This window comes from Lactiplantibacillus plajomi (assembly GCF_005405405.1).
Lineage (GTDB): Bacteria > Bacillota > Bacilli > Lactobacillales > Lactobacillaceae > Lactiplantibacillus > Lactiplantibacillus plajomi.
Map to the genome: position 1 here is coordinate 58,750 of NZ_BJDZ01000004.1, position 17,451 is coordinate 76,200.

Genomic DNA, 17,451 nt, shown 5'->3' on the forward strand with positions numbered 1-17,451 from the left:
TAGGCTCCTACCTTAATTTGGTAGGAGTCTATTTTAATGCCGTTAAGCCGTAACGGCTGCGGTGGTCGTCGCTGGTTGGCGTTTGTCAAACTTGGTCTTGAAACGAATTAGGCGCATTGCGTTGAAGATAACGACTAGGATGCTAGCTTCGTGAACGAACATCCCGCTGGCCATGTAGATGTAACCAAAGACCAGACCAATTAACAGGAAGGCGACGGTTGCAATCGCGATGAAGATGTTTTCGCGGGTGTTCAACACGGTCTTCTTAGCGAGGCCGTGGGCGTGAACGAGGGCTGGAAAACTTGATTGCATGAGGACCACGTCGGACGTATCGATTGCGACGTCGGTCCCGCTACCCATGGCAATGCCGATATCAGCGGTGGCAATCGACGGGCTGTCGTTAATCCCGTCACCGATAAAGGCGACCGTGTTTCCTTCGGCCTTTAACTGCTTGACGTAGTCGACCTTTTCTTCTGGAAGCAGGTTAGCGTGCACTTCGTCGAGGTTCAGTTCCTTGGCAACGGCTTCGGCAGTTAACTGGTTATCACCGGTTAACATGATTGTTCGCTTGATGCCCTGAGCCTTCAAAGCGGCGAGTGAATCCTTGACTTCGGGCCGGATGGTGTCGGCAATGCCGAACATTAATTGGACCTTGCCGTCAACGGCCATGATGACCGTTGATTGACCGGCGGCTTGTAAGCCGTTTAGATCCGTGGCTTGTTGGCTGGTTAAGTCGATGTGGTGAGCGCTCATCATTTTTTGGTTCCCGATAACGACGGTTTTACCCGCTACTTTGGCGCAAATGCCTTGGCCCTTAACGGTTTCGGTGTCGTCCAGGGTTGGTGCGGCAGTCGTCTTGTGTTGGTCGGCGTAGGTGATGATGGCTTGACCAAGTGGGTGGTCGGAAACGCCTTCGATGGCGGCGGCTAACCCGAGTTGTTCAGCAACGTTGTCGGTGTACTGGTGCATAGTTGTCACGGCGGTCTTCCCTTCCGTCAACGTCCCGGTCTTATCGAAGACTAGCGTGTCGACTTTGGAGAAGGTGTCGATGACTTCGCCACCCTTAATTAGGATCCCGCGCTTGGCACCGTTCCCAATCCCGGCAACGTTTGAAACGGGCGCGCCGATAACCAGAGCACCGGGGCAACCGAGCACGAGGACGGTAATCGCTAAGCGAAAATCGAGTGAGAAAGCGTAGACGATGGCGGCGAAAACGATGACGGCTGGCGTATAATATTGAGCGAAGCGGTCGATGAATTTTTCGGCCTTGGACTTGGTATCTTGCGCTTCTTCGACTAACTCAATGATTTTAGCAAAGGTGGTGTCGTCACCGACCTGGGTCGCTTTGACCTTAATATAGCCGTTTTCGACAATCGTACCGGAATAGACGCTATCGTCCTTTTGCTTATTGATTTGGCGGGATTCACCGGTAATGGAAGCTTCGTTCAAATAACCGCTACCTTCAACGACTTGGCCGTCAACCGGGACTTGACCACCGGTTTTAACTAATACGACGTCGCCTTCATCGACGTCATCGACGTCAACTTCTTCGGTGCCGGTGTCCGTGACCAAGGTTGCGGTCGTAGGGGACATGTCGGTCAGCCCCTTAATGGCTGTCCGGGTCTTTTGCAAGGTTTTACTTTCAAGGTAGGACCCGAACAGAAAGAGGAAGGTCACGATGGCGGATTCGTTGAATTCACCAATGATAAAGGCCCCAATCACGGCGATTGAAACTAGTAGTTCGATACTAAAGACCTTGTTACGTAACGCACTGAACGCCCGCACGGCAATCGGGACGGCCGCGATGATTGAAGCCACCGCCAGCACGACTTGATAACCTAACGTAAAGTTAAGTGCGTATTTACTGAGTTCGCCAAGGACGATCAGAATCCCCGTAATAAGGGTAATCTGGTTCGTATGCTTGGTTAAAAAGATTTGAAATTTCATAACGGGATTCGCTCCTTAATTGATTTGATGACCCTAGTATAGTCAGGAAAAGCCCACCCCGACTTGATAGCCGTCAAGTTTTGTCAAGAAACCAGAAAAGTTTTGTAAACGGAGGAAGTTTAACATGAATTATGAACGCGTGACCGCCAACCAGGCGCTATTTCCAGCCTACTTTCAGGGACGCTGGGTCGAACGGCGGCTTGGCGCCACCCCGGTCCTCTATAGTACGAACCTGGGTGCCGAGTTCGACGTATTAGTTGAAGGTGCGGGCTGGCTCGCCATTGAACTAGTCCCGCGGCAAGTGGCGTTACCGAACTGGTTGGCGGTCCAGATCGACGGGTTACCGTACCAGCGGTTCCCAATTACGGCTGCAACGATTCGCTTAACGTTGGACCGGCAGCCGCACGTTATTCGGGTCGTCATGAGCGGCAATACCGACGGCGACCCGGTCTGGGCCGGCCACGCCGGTTTCGCGGTTAAGGGGGTGCGCAGTGATGGGCAGTTGACGCCGGTTCGCTTGGGACGGCGGGAAATCACCTTTATTGGCGATTCAATCACGGCCGGTTGCTGGGTCACGGGCCGTCAGCCGGGTGAAGATTACCGCGCGGAAACGAACTACGCCGCCGTTGCCAGTGACGCGCTGAACGCCCGTAATGTCCGCATCGCTTACAGTGCGGCCGGGTTGAGTCGGGGTGGCACTGGCGGGGTGCCGCCACTGGGGGCCGTGCTGACGGCCATCGACGGCGCAACGCCGTGGCAGCCAGCGGCTACTGATTTAGTGGTCGTCAACGTTGGCACCAACGACGGGGGCCAATCCGGAGATGAATTTGCCGTAACGTTGCGCACCTTTTTAAACCAAGTGCTGGATTTGTATCCCGCCACGCCGTTAGCGGTTGTAATCCCGTTTAATCAGCGCTTTGACCGGACGATTCGCCGGGTCATGGCCGCAATGCCGGTTGGTCAATTAATTGAAACCGCCTACTGGCAACCTAGTCTGACCGATCAGGTGCACCCCGACTTGGCCGGTTCGCGGATTGCCGGGCAACGGTTAGCAGCCGCGTTACGGCAACGGTACCCGCAATTGTTTGATGATTAGAATACCGAAAAGGAGGCTGTGACATTAGTCACAGCCTCCTGCGTGTCTCCGAATATTAATAGCCAAAACGTGCGTCAAAAGTCAGTTGGCTCCGCTTAACCCCGTAAGTCCAACAATCCAAGCCCAGGATTATTCGCCTTACGCCGTTAATGCTCACCAACTAACCGACTTTTGACACACTCTGTTTGCGGTTAGCGTCGCCGGTCAAGCGCTTGCTGATTTAACTGTTGGTAGGCCGTGATTACGTCGCTGGGGACGTCGACGTGGTCGATGAAATGGCGACCAAGCGGACCGTAACCGGTCGGCGTGTCGATCAGGCGTTGGCACTCGCCGAGGACCAGTTCGGTAAAGTAGCCGGCGTCCCAGGTCAGCTTATCAAAGGTTACCTGGTCGGTTGGTAGTTGGTCTAGCGTTAGTGACTGCGGCTGGTAGTAAGTGAACGTCACCGTTGTCGGCCACTGGTGTTGAAAAGTAAGCGCAGTGCGGCGGGCGAGCAGCGGGTCTTGAACCAGTAAAACGTGGTGCCAGCTATTGGGTGCCAGCTGGCGTGCGTTAGTCGCGTTACTGCCAGAGTTGGTGGAAGTGTGGTCTAAGTGCAACTGGCCCAAGTAGCCGGCCTGGCGCACGAGTAAGGTCATTAGGGCGGCTTCGCTCAGGCCGTTTTCAATGTTCAGGTTTTGGCGCAAATACTTAGTGGCGTGACCGACCCCGCCGGCAATGATCATTGCCGGTAAGTCGTAGCGTTGGGCTAGTTCGCCCGCCATACGAGCCGTGACGGGGAGACTATTACCGCACAGAACGATGCCGTCGACCGTGGTGGGTAACGGTTGGGCGGCGGTCAGCCAGTTCAGACAGCGGTTAAGTTGCGTTAATGCGGTCATTTAGCCACCGCCTTCGTACCAAAGTGGGCGGCCGCCGCGCCGAAGTTGAAGCGTTGGAAGTGGACGTCCTGAAAGCCAGCTTGTTGAAACATTGTGGCGAGTTGGCGGTAACTAGCGAAGTGGCGGGTGGTTTCCTGCAAGTACGAATATTCTTGGTACTGGTGCGCAAACAGCCGGCCCAAAAACGGGACGACCTTGGTGAAGTACCACTGCCAGACTGGTTTGATCACTGGCAAGTCGGGTTGGGAGGTTTCAAGGCAAACCAACCGTGCGCCCGGCTTTAGTACCCGATAAATTTCGGCGAGGGCGGCCGGTTTGTCCGGTAAGTTGCGTAAGCCGAAACCAATCGTAACTAAATCGAAGGTGTTGTCGTGAAACGGCAGGTGCATGGCGTTCCCGCGTCGTAGCCAAACGCGGTCTTGTAAGTGCGCCCGTGCCACCTTTTGTTCGGCAATCGTGAGCATCGGTGCCGAAAAGTCGAGGCCGATGACTTCGCCTTTACTAGAAATTGTTTGGGCCAGGGCAATCGTCCAGTCGCCGGTACCGCAACAGAGGTCGAGGGCGTGGGCGGTGTCGTTCAAGTGAATGTGACGCATTGTTTGTTTGCGCCAGTGCCGATGGGTGCCTAAGCTAATGATATTGTTCATCCGGTCGTAATTAGGGGCGATGGTGTCAAAGAGCCCACGAACGTTATGTAAGTAACGGTTTGCCATAAAAATTCCTCCTACCTGAAGCGTTAAGTTCACTATAGCAGACTGGCGCTAAAAAAGGACGCAAAAAACGGACCGTTAGCGGATTTTCCGCCACGGTCCGTTTAAAGTTAAGTCACATTAGTGAAACTCGTCGTCGGCAATTTTTGCCAATAAATCGCGGGACGGGATGAAGTAGACCTGTCCGGATAAAATCTTGGAGAACGTCAGCAGGAAGTCGGATTGGGCAAGCATGTTCTTAAGCATTCCCTTGGTGACGGTCCAGTGACGGGCGTAACCGATGAAGTAGGTCCCGGTATTACCGGCCGCTGGGTTGGAGAACGGCACGTTCATCCGCACGATTTTTTGTTCAACACCGTCGACTTCAAATTGTGACGCGACGTTATGGGCGTTCTTGAACTTATCTTCGTCGGCCAGTTCGAAGTCGCTGAACTTCTCACGTCCAACCGCTTTTTCTTGGTTTTCGGTGGACATGTGTTCCCAAACCGGCATGTCGTGTTGCCATTTTTGGGCGAAGGCGTAGGAGCCGTTTTCAAATGTCGGGTCTTCGTCACCGACGAGCGCGTAATCGGCGGCGTCTTCCACGGCAGGGGCTTCGGTCCCGTCGATAAAGCCGATGATGGCGCGACCTTCGAAGTAGCGGAACCCCTTAGTTTCGTCAATCACGCTGGTAATTGGTGCGAGCACCCGCTGGAACTGGGTCTGGGCTTCGTAAACGACCGCTTCGTCGCTGGCGCGGATGTGGAAGAAGAGGTCGCCAGCGGTTGCGGGCATCTCATATTCCGGACCCTTTAACGTTTCGTACGTTTCAAGTTCCTTGGGCTTAGGCGCGTTTGGGAACAGGTAGTCCCAGGCCGCGTTGCTGATCCCGATGGCAACTTTTAGTTGGCTGCCGCTTTCGGGCTTGGCGTCGCGAATCCGTAATGAACGAATAATGGCTTGCGAGCGGTCCGCAAATTCTTGGAACACTTCTTGATCGTGTTGCTGATTTTCGCGGTTTAATTTCAGAACGGTAAATTGAACGTGTTCACCAACGTCTTTCCAGACATCTTGGGCACGACTTGGATCGATTGACATAATTATCCCCTCCAAAAATGGCATAGATTAAGCTAATTTCAGCGTACCGAAGCCCCTTAAAATAGTCAATTAAAAGCAATGCCAAAATCCGTCTTTGACGGGATTTCAGCGGGGGTTAGGGTGTTTGCTGAGCAACCAAACTCGTAGCGACTAGCGTAGTGTATTTTTATTCAGTTAAATCCGTTTTTGGATAAAAAAAGTTGCCACCCAATATCATAGGTGGCAACTAGCGGTAATTATAATGGACCCTACCGGATTTGAACCGACGACCTCCTGCATGCGAAGCAGGCGCTCTCCCAACTGAGCTAAGGGCCCGAGTACTATTTCAGTATACCGCAATTTAGTCATCGTGCAAGCCGTGCCGTTAAGAAAATTAATGTCGGCTGGCGCGGTGGTTTGCGTTCCCACGAATTTTATGCACTTTGCGTTTGAATTGCGGTCGGTTCGCTGGTTCGAACTTAAAGTGACGCATTTTGCCACCGAAAGCCTGACCAGCTAAACGGCGTTTGAGCCAATCCTGCATAATCGTGACCATGCTGTTGATTTGGTCGACGCGTAGTTGGTCGGCTTGCTGCTGGGCCAACGGTAACAGGTTAGTTTGTAGCTGGCCAACCAATTTTTGGTGGTAGGCAACGAGCTCGGTTGTTAGCAGTGCGTCGGTGTAACTATTGAATAATTTTTGAATGGTCATTAAAGCGTCTTTAATGCTACTAGGTTGGTAGTAGCGGTCGTCCGTGTTCGTCAATTGACTTCCCCCTTAGTTGCGTTAAGTATATCAGATTTTGATTAAAAAGACGGGTCAGTCGTGGTAATGTGTCGCGTAACTCGGTAAAATGTGGGCACCAAGTGAGGAGGAGAAAATGATGATTGAAACGACTGAATTAATGACTACGGCGGCGACGGTTCTGGACAACGCTTACGACGCCTTTCAGCGTGAACAGCTGGCCCGTGATTCGCAAGCGCTGTTTGACCACGCTGATCAGATTTTTACGATTCAGATGATTAACCAGGCGACCCACGACTACCTATTTGACGAAGCGATTGCCAAGCGGGTGGTGACGCTCGGGTCACGAGTACTCACGGAAATGTACCAACGGGCAATCTCGGCAGAAGTTGTGAAGTTTAATTTTACCGGCAATGATATTCGCTGGCTGTTAGATTTACCACGGGCCCACCGGCGGCAACGATAAGTTTTGAAAGCGGATATTACCGAAATATTTTATGACTAACTAGGGTAACAAAGCGGATTTTACGTTGACCTAACGTAAAAATGCGCTTTTTTTAAGGCTAAATAGCGTTTTTTTCAAAATTCTTTTGTTACAAAATTTCTGAAGACGCAAAAAACAATGCCGGTTTGACAAGGTTTTCAAATGGAAATGTTACGGTAATCAATGATTGTTATCCTCTTGTAACATTCGTAACATATTGTTATTTTGTTGGTATTTGCATGTAACAAAGATTGAGTAGTATAGACCTTGGCTTGAAGTACATACGTGACATTCTTTATGGAGTGATCATTATCAAAGTGAAAGTAAATATTAAACAAGTAATGTTAGGAACCGCCGCATTGGCCGGCTTATTAGTTACCAGCCAAGCAGTTGCTAGTGCTGATACGATGAAAGTTAAAGCTGGGGATACGGTTTGGGCATATTCTCAAAAGTTTAACGTTTCAATCGACAAGATTGCTGAAGCAAACAACTTAAGCAACCCTGATTTGATTATCGCGGGTCACACCATCAACATCCCTGGTGTTAAGACTGGCGAAAAGGTTGCCGCAAAGAAGACGACCGCTGTTAGTGCAAGCAGCGCCAAGTCAACAACGGCAACTTCTGCAAGTAGTCAAGCAACTTCTGCAGCTGCTACCAGCTCATCAGTTACTAGTGCAAGTAGCTCGAGCCAAGCAGTTTCAAGCAGCAAGTCCACTGCTAGTGCAAGCAGCGTAACGTCAGCTTCTTCTAGCTCAGTTGCTTCACAAGCAAGCTCAAGTTCCGTAGCTTCATCAACGTCACAATCTTCTGTTAGCTCACAAGCAAGCTCAACGGCTACTTCATCGAGTTCACAAGCAACGTCACAAAGCAGCTCAAACAACAACAGTCAAGCTGCTGCAAGCTCAAGCTCGACGACCTATACGTCACCATCGTTAACGTCAGCTAACATTTCATCAAACTACAGCTCAGTTATCGCTGCTGCTAAGACGTTCTTAGGCACTCCATACGAACAAATGGATTGCTCTGCCTTCACGCAAGCAGCCTTTGCTAAGATTGGTCTTTCAATTGGCCGGACGACTTACGCCCAAGCAACTCTTGGCTCACACGTTCCAGCTAGCCAAGCCCAAGCCGGCGACTTGATTTTCTGGGGTTCTGACTCCAAACCTTACCACGTTGGGATCTCACTTGGCGGTAGCTCATACATCGCTTCACCAGATTACGGCGAAACGGTTTCAATCAAGAGCACCACTTACTTCCAACCAAGCTTTGCTATCCACATGTAAAGCGAACCTTATAACTGAAATTTAAAGTAGGAGCTTTTAGGAAGGCGACTTCCTAATGGCTCCTATTTTGTGTCAAAAAAGCTGTGACACAAGTCACAGCCTCTTCGTTACGTTTATTTTCGTTCGATAGTAGTCGAAACGTGCGCCCAAAGTTAGTTGGCTTTGGGCGCACGTACTTCGGCTTTATTTAGCTTTACTGTTCATGAATTTCTTTAACAGTTGTAACTCTTCTTGCGTCGGTGTCGCTTCACCGGATTTAATGTTATGAATCCGTTCGACCGATAACTGACTGCCAAAGGCAAGATCATTATCCGTGAGATGGTGCTGACGTTCGAACCCGATGATCTTTTCTGACAACTGACTTAATGGTAGTTCCATGCTCCTCACCCCGATTATTAGAATTCGTAAAAGTTCAGTGCGCTGTAACTGATACTTTCATTATAACTTAAATCGGCAAAAACGGGGAAGTCAGACCATTGAAGTTACGGTTTTGCCGGTTGTTCAGTTAGCTGACGTTGTAATTTAACCAATACGTCGGTGACCTCTTGTGGTAACCGGTCATCATTACTGTGCTGGTAGTGGTCAACGAAGTTCGAACGAATTTCAAGCCGGTCGGCAACTAACTTGCGGTAGGCCGGGTCATCGGCGGCGATTGGGAAGTCGGCCAGTTTTAACGCCTGCATGTGATCCAAGCCGGCGAACGATTCCCATTCAGCGGTGTCGTTTACGACCGCTTCGAGCGCGCCCAGCGTGATTTCCTTAGGCACCTTCTTGTCACCAAAGTACCCGGTATTTAATAGGTAACAATCCAAATGGCGTTCTTCAAAGAGCGCTTTAAAATCGTGGTAGTCTTGCGATAACGGGTAGACTCGGAACGGGTTGGCAAAGGGTTCGATCACCAGCGCGTTGCGGTCCACGTCTCCGATTAAGTTTTCGGCGGTACTGCGCTTCGTGGCCAGGGTAACGCCGAAGGTTGCGGCCAGGGTGGCATCGTCAACTTTGATTACTGGTGGTAAACTATCGTCCTTCATGATCCAGAAAATGGCGTTGATCGGGGCATTTTCCTTATCAACCCGGTTCGTTGAGGCGTAGCGCGACTTAATGGTCCGACCGTTCCCGTTGCGGAGGTCTTCGGTGACCAGCACTTTACGTTGTTGATCATCGAGGGTCACGCCGACGTTTTGGACCGTCATGAAGTACTTGGTTTCGTCCGAAGTCATTGGGTAGTCGTTGGTCTTGTCGAAGTAGGACGGTTCCAACGCTACCGATTGACCGGACTTGCGGTTAATTACGAAGGCGTCGTCGTGCAGGACGGTAATATCGTATTTATAGCCGTGTTTATTATGCGTCAGGGTCGATTTACCGGAACCTGAGAGTCCGAACATTGCGAAGACCTGGTCCTGCTTGTCCTTAAAGTGGAAGGCTTTTAAACCACCGTGGCAGGCTACATAGCCGTGCCGGTGGGCAATGGACCACGCTAAAGTCAGCGTTGACTTCTTCAATTCACCGAAGTAGGACATCCCCAAAATGGCCGCCACGTTATGTTCAGGATCAAAGAGCGCCAGCCCGTCCGGATAATCCGGATCGTGGTAAGTTGGGTCGGCATAGATGTATATGTCACCTTCTGGATAAGCGACGGAGTTCTCAAACATTTCCTGATAAGCCTTGGTGATCGGCTGGAAGTTCAGCATGTATGAGAGTAGGTTGTTGGCGAAACCATTCGGGATAGCGAGGTGGGCGCGAACGATGAAGTCCTGATCCAAACCGACAAAAACGTCGGCCTTGATGAATTTCTTATCGCGACTTTCGTAAATGGCTTGGCGTAAGCGACCGGCCATATCGGCTTCATCGACGCCGGGATTGCCCAGGATACGGCGCGCCTGTGCGGTCCGACCCACAACTTTCCCCGTGTTGGTCACGAGCATCTTTGCGTCTTCCGGTAACCCTAAGTCGGTTGGCCGGTAAATCGGTAAGTCAGTTTTAATCGTGCCAGGATCCTGGGTCGCCAGCTCGTAAGCGGTGGCGACATCCGGAACGTGCGTCATGTTATTGCCATAAAAGGCCGTTTCAACCGTGGAACGAATTTGTGAAAAAATGGGGTTGCTACGGCCAATGGCGTCTCGTTGATATGAATTATGTGTACTCATAAACGTGCCTCCCTATCTCATAAGTTAGATTCATTTTAGCATAGATTATCGAGGAGTAAGCGCTTTATTTTGAGACAGTAAAGGGATTTGGGCACTATTTGATCATCCAAATCGAGGTTAACAAGCGGGTAATCACGGGTTTATGTTGCAATTTTAGCCACTTGCGAATTAATGAACAATTTTTCAGTTCGTATCAACACCCCCTAAATAATTCTTGCGTTGAAAGCTATATTAGTATAGTTTATTTAGTAGTAATAACCATTACTGGCGAACTGGAATCCTGGGTCGCCAGGGTGAGAAGGGGTGCTTGCCTTGCCACGAAAACGAAATACGCAACGGCGCATGGAAATCGTTAACACGGCCTTTCGCTTATTTGCCGAAAACGGTTATAACGACGTTCAAATGAAGGACATTGCGGACGCCTGTGATATTAGCAAGTCGTTGTTGCAACATTACTTTCCAAAGAAAATCGTCTTGTTAAGCACGATGCTAAACGAGCTAATGGTCAGTACGTTCATCTATGGTAATGAAAAAATGACCACGTTATCGCCTGAACAACGGACGATGATTCAAATGAGTTTTCTGTTGCGCATGTTGGACGAAAACCCAACGATTGAGCACTTCATTCGTGACGTGTTTGAAAGCCCGGAACTGACCACCGAAATCGTGTTGGTGATTCTGGACTGGTTGGAAGCCATCGGGGTTTCCGGTGAGACCGCCGTGATTCGCTACGCGCTGAACTTTGCCGTGTCCGGCGGGATGGCGGTGTTCTTCAAGCGTAAACTCTTACGGGCCAGCGTTGAGGGGATTTCTCAAAACATCGATCAGGCCTTCTACTTATTGTTAGGTGAAGACACGCAGCAGATCAACCAGATTTATTTAAGTACCGCGAAGTATAATACGGATCACTACTACCACGAGTTCATCGCTTGTATCCACCAACATTCGGCGATTGAACTGCGTAATGAAATAAAATTTTAATATTAAAAGCGACCTAAAAAACTTGTATTCCGTAAAATATACTAGTACACTTTAAAGCGGGGAAATGATAAAAGACGCTTACTATATTTATACAAACTAGGTCGAATTATGAGTAATTGAGAGCAGTAATTCGATAGATTGAAAGGGAGATTTGAAATGAACGACGACATGGAATTTTTCAACCGTTTTAGCCACATGTACTTACACGGCTTTAAAAACTTATCAGATATGTTTGCGGAACCCGCAACCGAACACGGGATCACGTTAGACGAATTTTACATCTTATACGACATCGCGGAAGCTAAGGGTAAGATTCGCCTGATGGATATCGCCGAAAGCCACGGGGTAACCCGTTCAGCCATTTCACGGTTAATCGGTCGCTTACTCCGTAAAGACTACTTATACCAAGAAGCTGAAGATCACGACCGCCGTAACAAGGTCTTGAAGTTAACTCCGGAAGGCGCGCGGGTCGAACACGAAGTCTTCACTGAATTAATTCAACGGAACCGCTCATGGCGCCAATCCTTCAACTTAGCTAAGCAGTACCAAACCTTAGACTTAGTTGAAGAATTCATGGACAAGTTCGTGAACGAAAATGCCGATAAGCAAACCAAAAAAGCCGACTACACGCCGTTAAAGCGTGCGGAAGCTTAATAATTACAAGCGGGTGACCCAGCAAACGCTGGGTCATTTTTTATATTTTTCAACCGCTGAGCCGTTGAAGCGCGGTAACTATCGTGGTTAAATTGATAATATAATGAGTAATTTATAAAGGGGTTAATGGATATGCGGAAGGGGATCATTGTCGCGGTCAGCTTACTGAGCGCGCTATTAGCGGGGTGCCAACAGCCAAGTCGCACGCCCAAAAAGCAGTCGGCGGCGGCAACCAAGACCGTGAATAAACACTCGGCGATTAAAAGTAACCATTCGGCGAAGAAGCAGTCGTCTAAAAAGGCGGTTAGTGAATTGTGGGACGAACAGAAGCAACAACAGCTGGCGACCTTCATGACGAGCTGGGGCACGACGATGAAGCAGGACTATGATAGTTACCGGCCGGGGCACAACACCGACTTTTACGGGTTAAAGTATCCCGCCGAACTAACTAAGGGTAACCTCGTTGCTAACAATGAGGATGCTAGCTTTGAGTGGTCGAAAACCGGTAAGGGGCACGCCGACTACGAGGTCGTGGGTATTTATTCCGACGTGGCCCACGCCGACTCGGTCAGCGCCCACCTGTACTTCTTCACGATTCATCAGGGGCAGCCGGTCGTACTGATTACGGAACAAAACCAGGGGAATTCCGAAAACAAGGTTTACTTTAAGACGACTGCTAATACCGACTTATCGGGCGGCTTTAGTCGAATCGTTGAGGGCAAGACCAGCACGTCGAAGTCGGCGACTACGACAGCGGACAGTAAGTCGACCGCAAGCAGCCAGTCCGATAAGCAGGACGGTAAGCCCGAATTGTACACGATTGACCCGGCAATGCGCGGGACGTGGTACGCGGTTAATGGTGATGGTAAGTTAAGTACGCTGACGTTTTATGCTCATAGTGAAACGTCAAAGTTTGCTGGGGAGCCAAGTAATAAGCTGACTTGGTATTTGCCGGATGGTAGTGACCCCATGGATCCAGATAATGTGCACCCGCACCGTTGGAAGGTGACGCCGAATACGATCAATAAGTACGGGGCGACCTTAGTTAACGTGCACGGGTGGAACCAAACGGCCGGGGCCGGAGCGTATTACGGTGCTAAGCAAACTAAAATTGACGGCAAGTCAACGAAGGTCTTACTTTCCTGTGGCGGTGCCGGTGCTTGGGTCGATACGGTCTATTACCCGTCACAAGCAATGGCCGAACAACAGACGGATACGCGCATAGCCGGAGTGGACTATGGCGACTAGTCGGATAAATTAGAATGATATCTTAGAAGCTGTGACAACCGTCGCGGCTTTTTTGCGTCTCCGCACTCTTTTTACGCAATTAAAAATCCCCGCAGCAGCGAGGATTTTAAGCTTAACCAAAGATGGATTTAAAAAGCGAACTAAAGAAGTTGGTAATTGACGTCCAGATTTGTTGTAGCCAGTTTTGGTTTTCCTTGGTATTCAGTTTATTGAAGATTCCCTTGGCGTTGGACTGAATGTTTTTCATCAGTGAGCTGGCCTGGTTTTTAAAGCTAGACGAATTTAACGCCCCGGAATCACGGATGGTCACTAATAAGTTAATGATTTGAGTTTTCTGGTTATTGGTAATGACATTAGTTAAGTTATTGTTAGTAATTTGTTGGTTAACGATAGTCGTGATTTCGTTCTTGGTAATGTTGGAGCCCTTTTTAGCCATTTCTTGCTTGGCACCGGCGACCGCGTTATTTAACTGCGCGTCGGAGTAGCCGTCCTTGTCCTTGTTGGCCTTGGTAATACCGCTTAGGGTTCCCAGTTCGTTTTGGGCGGCACTGACCTGCTTGCTGTTTAGGCTATTGCCGTTTTTAGCGTAAGCCGCGTAAACTCCGGCAAGGGCGCCGGAGCCGTCGATTGGTGTGGCCGACGTGACGTAGATGTTGGCGTCGGTAATGCCGGCGGTCAGGGCCGCGTTTTTGTACTGGTCGGCCGTGATGGTGGTGATGTTGTTCTTACCATTGTAGTTTAATAATTTAACGTTGATCCCGGAACCCGAGCTGGTCTTTTGAATCATCGCACTGGACCAGACGCCCGAGCTGCTAGTAAAGCTTTCACCGGCGGGGTTGAGGTACTTCACCAGGGTATCCCCGTTGACCGTTAGTGTTTGGTAATTACTGCTGTCATCTAAAGCAGCGGTTAAGGTGTTGATTGTCCCCGTTTTTTGGCTGCTGGTTAAGCTGCTCCCGAGGGTGACAATCGGTTGGTTGTCGCTATCGTCGGCGTGTGCCAGGACCTGCCAACCGCCAAAACTGATTAAGAAGGTGGCGACTAACGCCACCCATTTGAATTTAAAACTAAAGTGCTTCACCATAATAATTTCCTCCGCATCCTAACTAATGCGCCTTAATTATACCAGATTGGGTTCGCTTGACCGGACTGACTGGCAAAACTTCAGAATGTTCTAAGGCTTTTAACCCTTTTTTATTATTTGCGCGCGACTCACGGGTTCGCTATACTCGGGGTAAATAGTCTTTAGGGGGCGGGGTAGATGACCCAAAATCGCGTTATTAATAGTTTGAGTTATTTGAGTATTTTATTTTTACCAGTTTTGTTTCCATTAATTGTCTGGTTATTAACTGGCAATAATCCGGAGGCGCACCGCGCGGCTGGTAAGGCGTTTTGGTTGCACTTGTTACCGGCGATTGTCGCCATTATCTTTATCATCGCGTTGGGGGTTTCGGGGCTTTACATGGATAACTTCATTCACAGTGGCTGGTTAGCGGTCGTCTTGATGGCCGTCGTGGTGATCGTGGCGGTTGCTAGCTACCTCTGGTCAATTGTACGTGGGATTCAGTACTTAATCGTTTCTTAGGAAGGTGATCAAATGGCACGGACGGATCAGGTCACGGCCGCTAAAACGGCGATGATGATTCAATTTTGGCGGACGGGTTACCACCAGACAACGGTCGATGAGTTGCTGACCGTGAGTCAGCTGTCACGGACCCAGTTTTACCGCGAGTTCCGGCGTAAACCGGTTGCGTTACGGCAGTGCTTGCAGCTATATCAAGCAACCATTAATGAGCAGTTGACGCGCCTGATTGAACGCGACCGGGCACGGCAAACGCCGTTGTACGCGTTACTAGCGGACTGCCTGTTATTACCGTTTCAAAGTGAGCGGTGGCCGGCGGGGTGCCTAATGGTTAACTTGATGGCTGAATTGGGTCCCGAAGACACGGTCGTTAAAGCCCAGTTACAAACGGTTTACGCCGATTTTCAATCCCGCCTGGTTGCGTTATTAGCACCGGTTGCGAGTGATTTACCGGCGGCGGTGGCCACGGTGGCGGCGAGCTTGATGCAGGCGCGCAGTGGGTTACAGCTGTTAGCAAAGCAGGACCCGAGCGCTAGTCAGTTAAAGCGCCAGGCGCAGGCCAGTGTGCAGTTAATTTTAGGAGAGCGAGTTCATGGTTGAGATTAAAGTGATTCATGGCGACATCACGCGGGTGAAGGTCGACGCAATCGTCAACGCGGCTAACACGACGTTACTAGGCGGTGGCGGGGTCGACGGGGCGATTCACCGCGCGGCCGGTCCGGAACTGTTAGCGGCGTGCCGGACGCTCCACGGCTGTGCGACCGGTGAAGCCAAAATGACCGGTGGCTACCGGTTGCCAGCCAAGTACGTCATTCATACGCCGGGACCGATTTGGCACGGTGGTCAGCAGCACGAACGTGAGTTATTGGCGAATAGTTACCGCAACAGTGTGCGTTTGGCGGCAAAAGCCGATTGTACCAGCTTGGCGTTTCCGTCGATCAGCACCGGTGTTTACCGCTTTCCGTTGGCGATTGCGGCGCCGATTGCTTTAACCACGATTAAAACGGCTGCGGCCGGCACGCCGCTTCGGACGATTCAGATTGTTTGTTTTGATGATCAAACGCAAGCGGCCTACGAACGGGCGTTGGCGGCGCTTACACCTTAACTTTTCTCAAAATCACACGCGAATGCTACCTTCAAGACGGGGCAATTGCTATAATGTGGGGTAGTCATTTGTGAATCAGCGGGCTTCCCCGCCGGCGATTCACGGTCAGCTATAGTTCATTGGGGGACACCAAGAAGTGCGGTTAGGCTTGGCCGGACTTTGAAAAAGAAAGGAATTCGCTTGTGTTTGATATTATTAAAGCGGTAATTCTGGGGATTGTTGAAGGGATTACCGAATTCTTACCAATTAGTTCCACGGGACACCTGGTCCTAGTCGATGAGTTCATTAAGATGCAACAGTCCAAGCAGTTCACCGACATGTTCAACGTGGTGATTCAGTTGGGGGCCATCATGGCGGTCGTTGTGATTTACTTCCATAAGTTAAACCCGTTGTCGCCACGTAAGAGTTCGACGGAAAAACGGGATACTTGGACGTTGTGGTGGAAGGTGCTGTTGGCAGTCATTCCGTCAATTATCGTCGGGTTACCACTGAACGACTGGATGGACGCCCACCTGATGAATTGGGCGGTCGTTTCCGCGGCGTTGATCGTTTACGGGATTCTGTTCATCGTGGTTGAAAACCACAATAAGGCGTTAACCCCGCGTTTCAGCAATTTAAAGACGTTGCCGTACACCACCGCACTCTTTATTGGGTGCTTCCAATTACTATCGTTGATTCCGGGGACTTCCCGTTCCGGAGCAACGATTCTGGGTGCGATCCTGATCGGTACGTCACGGTACGTTGCGACCGAATTCTCCTTCTTCATGGCGATTCCAACCATGTTTGGGGCGTCGTTATTAAAATTATTGAAATTCTTTGCCCACGGTGGCACGTTGGTTGGTATTCAAGGCGTGGTTCTCGCCGTTGGGGTAGTGGTCTCCTTCGTGGTGGCCTACCTCTCGATTCGTTTCTTGCTGGATTACATCAAAAAGAACGACTTCAAGGTGTTCGGGTGGTACCGAATTATCTTGGGAATCATCGTGATTGCCTACTTTGGGATTACGACGGTAATGGGGTAAAAAAAGACGTCCTAAACGGGACGTCTTTTTTGCGCTATTAAGTATTTGTTAACCGCCAAGCAATCCGGTTAACCAGTTCCGCCACGAGAAAACCGATGGCAATTACCCCGGCAATGATGACGACCTGTACAAAGTAGTGGGTCGCTGCGTCGGGGTTACCGGTTACTAGGTTACGCACTACCCGGTAGGATTGCCCACCAGGCACTAATGGCACCAGACTAGGAATGTTAAAAATAATCATCGGCATGTGTTTGTACCGGGCGGCTAGGCCACTCGCAATCCCGATGACGATGGCCGCTACTAAGTTACCGATCGCCAGTTTGGCGTCCTCGGTCACCGGTAGTAAAACGGCTAATAGTTCGTATGTAAACCAGCCGGCCGCACCGACCCAGCCACTGAGATTAACTGCCCGCCGCGGAATGTTTAGAAGTACGCCAAAACCGGCGGTCGCCAGGTAGGCGAGGATTAATTGCAAGAGGCCGGTTGTCAGTAACCAATGTAACATGCGAATTC

Annotated in this window: 19 protein-coding genes and 1 tRNA gene; 10 read left to right on the forward strand and 10 right to left on the reverse strand. The window is 50.2% G+C overall.

Going from position 1 to position 17,451, the window contains the following annotated elements:
• Positions 1-42: 42 nt before the first annotated feature.
• Positions 43-1,947, reverse strand: a complete 1,905-nt coding sequence (locus FFM82_RS02205; RefSeq protein WP_137644238.1) for a heavy metal translocating P-type ATPase — start codon at positions 1,945-1,947, stop codon at positions 43-45.
• Positions 1,948-2,071: 124 nt separating this feature from the next.
• Here FFM82_RS02205 and FFM82_RS02210 point away from each other — a divergent pair, with 124 nt between their 5' ends.
• Entirely contained in the window at positions 2,072-3,043 is a 972-nt protein-coding gene (locus FFM82_RS02210) for an SGNH/GDSL hydrolase family protein (protein ID WP_137644239.1), read from the forward strand.
• Between the two features lie 191 nt (positions 3,044-3,234).
• On the opposite strand, the gene FFM82_RS02215 is transcribed toward FFM82_RS02210, so the two are convergent.
• From FFM82_RS02215 to FFM82_RS02235, 5 genes are all read right to left on the reverse strand, one after another.
• Positions 3,235-3,924, reverse strand: coding sequence for a YdcF family protein (locus FFM82_RS02215; RefSeq protein WP_137644240.1), 690 nt, complete (start codon positions 3,922-3,924; stop codon positions 3,235-3,237).
• Positions 3,921-4,637, reverse strand: coding sequence for a demethylmenaquinone methyltransferase (locus tag FFM82_RS02220; RefSeq protein ID WP_137644241.1), 717 nt, complete (start codon positions 4,635-4,637; stop codon positions 3,921-3,923). Before FFM82_RS02220 ends, FFM82_RS02215 begins: the two co-directional genes overlap by 4 nt.
• Positions 4,638-4,754: 117 nt before the next feature.
• The gene (locus FFM82_RS02225; protein WP_137644242.1) at positions 4,755-5,711 is read right to left on the reverse strand and encodes a Dyp-type peroxidase; all 957 of its coding nucleotides are present in this window, start codon (positions 5,709-5,711) and stop codon (positions 4,755-4,757) included.
• Between the two features lie 242 nt (positions 5,712-5,953).
• Positions 5,954-6,026 (reverse strand) — tRNA-Ala (locus tag FFM82_RS02230).
• A gap of 58 nt (positions 6,027-6,084) precedes the next feature.
• Positions 6,085-6,456 carry a hypothetical protein gene (locus tag FFM82_RS02235; protein WP_137644243.1) on the reverse strand — a complete coding sequence of 124 codons (372 nt, stop codon included), beginning with the start codon at positions 6,454-6,456 and terminating at the stop codon, positions 6,085-6,087.
• 118 nt (positions 6,457-6,574) lie between these two features.
• On the opposite strand from FFM82_RS02235, the gene FFM82_RS02240 reads away from it, so the two are divergent.
• Together FFM82_RS02240 and FFM82_RS02245 are read left to right on the forward strand one after the other, a co-directional pair.
• Entirely contained in the window at positions 6,575-6,901 is a 327-nt protein-coding gene (locus FFM82_RS02240) for a hypothetical protein (protein ID WP_137644244.1), read from the forward strand.
• Between the two features lie 335 nt (positions 6,902-7,236).
• Entirely contained in the window at positions 7,237-8,202 is a 966-nt protein-coding gene (locus FFM82_RS02245) for a C40 family peptidase (protein ID WP_225425584.1), read from the forward strand.
• Positions 8,203-8,385: 183 nt separating this feature from the next.
• Here the strand turns inward: FFM82_RS02245 and FFM82_RS02250 are convergent, their stop codons facing one another.
• Together FFM82_RS02250 and FFM82_RS02255 are read right to left on the reverse strand one after the other, a co-directional pair.
• On the reverse strand, positions 8,386-8,580 hold the full coding sequence (locus FFM82_RS02250; RefSeq protein ID WP_137644246.1) for an LBP_cg2779 family protein: 195 nt from the start codon (positions 8,578-8,580) through the stop codon (positions 8,386-8,388).
• Between the two features lie 104 nt (positions 8,581-8,684).
• Complete coding sequence (locus FFM82_RS02255) at positions 8,685-10,349, reverse strand: phosphoenolpyruvate carboxykinase (ATP) (RefSeq protein WP_137644247.1); 1,665 nt, start codon at positions 10,347-10,349, stop codon at positions 8,685-8,687.
• 342 nt (positions 10,350-10,691) lie between these two features.
• On the opposite strand from FFM82_RS02255, the gene FFM82_RS02260 reads away from it, so the two are divergent.
• From FFM82_RS02260 to FFM82_RS02270, 3 genes are all read left to right on the forward strand, one after another.
• Entirely contained in the window at positions 10,692-11,330 is a 639-nt protein-coding gene (locus FFM82_RS02260) for a TetR/AcrR family transcriptional regulator (protein WP_170178185.1), read from the forward strand.
• Between the two features lie 156 nt (positions 11,331-11,486).
• Positions 11,487-11,984 (forward strand): MarR family winged helix-turn-helix transcriptional regulator, encoded by a 498-nt coding sequence (locus FFM82_RS02265; protein ID WP_137644249.1) that lies wholly within the window; start codon positions 11,487-11,489, stop codon positions 11,982-11,984.
• Positions 11,985-12,116: 132 nt separating this feature from the next.
• A complete protein-coding gene (locus FFM82_RS02270; RefSeq protein WP_170178180.1) occupies positions 12,117-13,232 on the forward strand; it encodes a DUF4767 domain-containing protein in 1,116 nt (371 codons plus the stop codon).
• A gap of 112 nt (positions 13,233-13,344) precedes the next feature.
• On the opposite strand, the gene FFM82_RS02275 is transcribed toward FFM82_RS02270, so the two are convergent.
• On the reverse strand, positions 13,345-14,316 hold the full coding sequence (locus tag FFM82_RS02275) for a DUF1002 domain-containing protein (protein WP_137644251.1): 972 nt from the start codon (positions 14,314-14,316) through the stop codon (positions 13,345-13,347).
• A gap of 177 nt (positions 14,317-14,493) precedes the next feature.
• Here FFM82_RS02275 and FFM82_RS02280 point away from each other — a divergent pair, with 177 nt between their 5' ends.
• From FFM82_RS02280 to FFM82_RS02295, 4 genes are all read left to right on the forward strand, one after another.
• A complete protein-coding gene (locus FFM82_RS02280; protein WP_137644252.1) occupies positions 14,494-14,817 on the forward strand; it encodes a hypothetical protein in 324 nt (107 codons plus the stop codon).
• A 12-nt stretch (positions 14,818-14,829) separates the two neighbouring features.
• A complete protein-coding gene (locus tag FFM82_RS02285) occupies positions 14,830-15,414 on the forward strand; it encodes a TetR/AcrR family transcriptional regulator (RefSeq protein ID WP_137644253.1) in 585 nt (194 codons plus the stop codon).
• Positions 15,407-15,919 (forward strand): O-acetyl-ADP-ribose deacetylase, encoded by a 513-nt coding sequence (locus FFM82_RS02290; RefSeq protein ID WP_137644254.1) that lies wholly within the window; start codon positions 15,407-15,409, stop codon positions 15,917-15,919. Before FFM82_RS02285 ends, FFM82_RS02290 begins: the two co-directional genes overlap by 8 nt.
• 182 nt (positions 15,920-16,101) lie before the next feature.
• Complete coding sequence (locus tag FFM82_RS02295) at positions 16,102-16,938, forward strand: undecaprenyl-diphosphate phosphatase (protein ID WP_137644255.1); 837 nt, start codon at positions 16,102-16,104, stop codon at positions 16,936-16,938.
• Positions 16,939-16,975: 37 nt separating this feature from the next.
• Here the strand turns inward: FFM82_RS02295 and FFM82_RS02300 are convergent, their stop codons facing one another.
• A complete protein-coding gene (locus FFM82_RS02300; protein WP_137644256.1) occupies positions 16,976-17,443 on the reverse strand; it encodes a threonine/serine exporter family protein in 468 nt (155 codons plus the stop codon).
• Positions 17,444-17,451 lie beyond the last annotated feature (8 nt).

Bases quoted from the DNA above. Each gene is read 5' to 3' on its own strand.
- FFM82_RS02300 (WP_137644256.1), bottom strand. From the start codon at position 17,443: ATGTTACATTGGTTACTGACAACCGGCCTCTTGCAATTAATCCTCGCC.
- FFM82_RS02285 (WP_137644253.1), top strand. From the start codon at position 14,830: ATGGCACGGACGGATCAGGTCACGGCCGCTAAAACGGCGATGATGATT.
- FFM82_RS02220 (WP_137644241.1), bottom strand. From the start codon at position 4,637: ATGGCAAACCGTTACTTACATAACGTTCGTGGGCTCTTTGACACCATC.
- FFM82_RS02225 (WP_137644242.1), bottom strand. From the start codon at position 5,711: ATGTCAATCGATCCAAGTCGTGCCCAAGATGTCTGGAAAGACGTTGGT.
- FFM82_RS02290 (WP_137644254.1), top strand. From the start codon at position 15,407: ATGGTTGAGATTAAAGTGATTCATGGCGACATCACGCGGGTGAAGGTC.
- FFM82_RS02250 (WP_137644246.1), bottom strand. From the start codon at position 8,580: ATGGAACTACCATTAAGTCAGTTGTCAGAAAAGATCATCGGGTTCGAA.
- FFM82_RS02205 (WP_137644238.1), bottom strand. From the start codon at position 1,947: ATGAAATTTCAAATCTTTTTAACCAAGCATACGAACCAGATTACCCTT.
- FFM82_RS02270 (WP_170178180.1), top strand. From the start codon at position 12,117: ATGCGGAAGGGGATCATTGTCGCGGTCAGCTTACTGAGCGCGCTATTA.
- FFM82_RS02255 (WP_137644247.1), bottom strand. From the start codon at position 10,349: ATGAGTACACATAATTCATATCAACGAGACGCCATTGGCCGTAGCAAC.
- FFM82_RS02215 (WP_137644240.1), bottom strand. From the start codon at position 3,924: ATGACCGCATTAACGCAACTTAACCGCTGTCTGAACTGGCTGACCGCC.
- FFM82_RS02275 (WP_137644251.1), bottom strand. From the start codon at position 14,316: ATGGTGAAGCACTTTAGTTTTAAATTCAAATGGGTGGCGTTAGTCGCC.
- FFM82_RS02265 (WP_137644249.1), top strand. From the start codon at position 11,487: ATGAACGACGACATGGAATTTTTCAACCGTTTTAGCCACATGTACTTA.
- FFM82_RS02260 (WP_170178185.1), top strand. From the start codon at position 10,692: ATGGAAATCGTTAACACGGCCTTTCGCTTATTTGCCGAAAACGGTTAT.
- FFM82_RS02240 (WP_137644244.1), top strand. From the start codon at position 6,575: ATGATTGAAACGACTGAATTAATGACTACGGCGGCGACGGTTCTGGAC.
- FFM82_RS02210 (WP_137644239.1), top strand. From the start codon at position 2,072: ATGAATTATGAACGCGTGACCGCCAACCAGGCGCTATTTCCAGCCTAC.
- FFM82_RS02280 (WP_137644252.1), top strand. From the start codon at position 14,494: ATGACCCAAAATCGCGTTATTAATAGTTTGAGTTATTTGAGTATTTTA.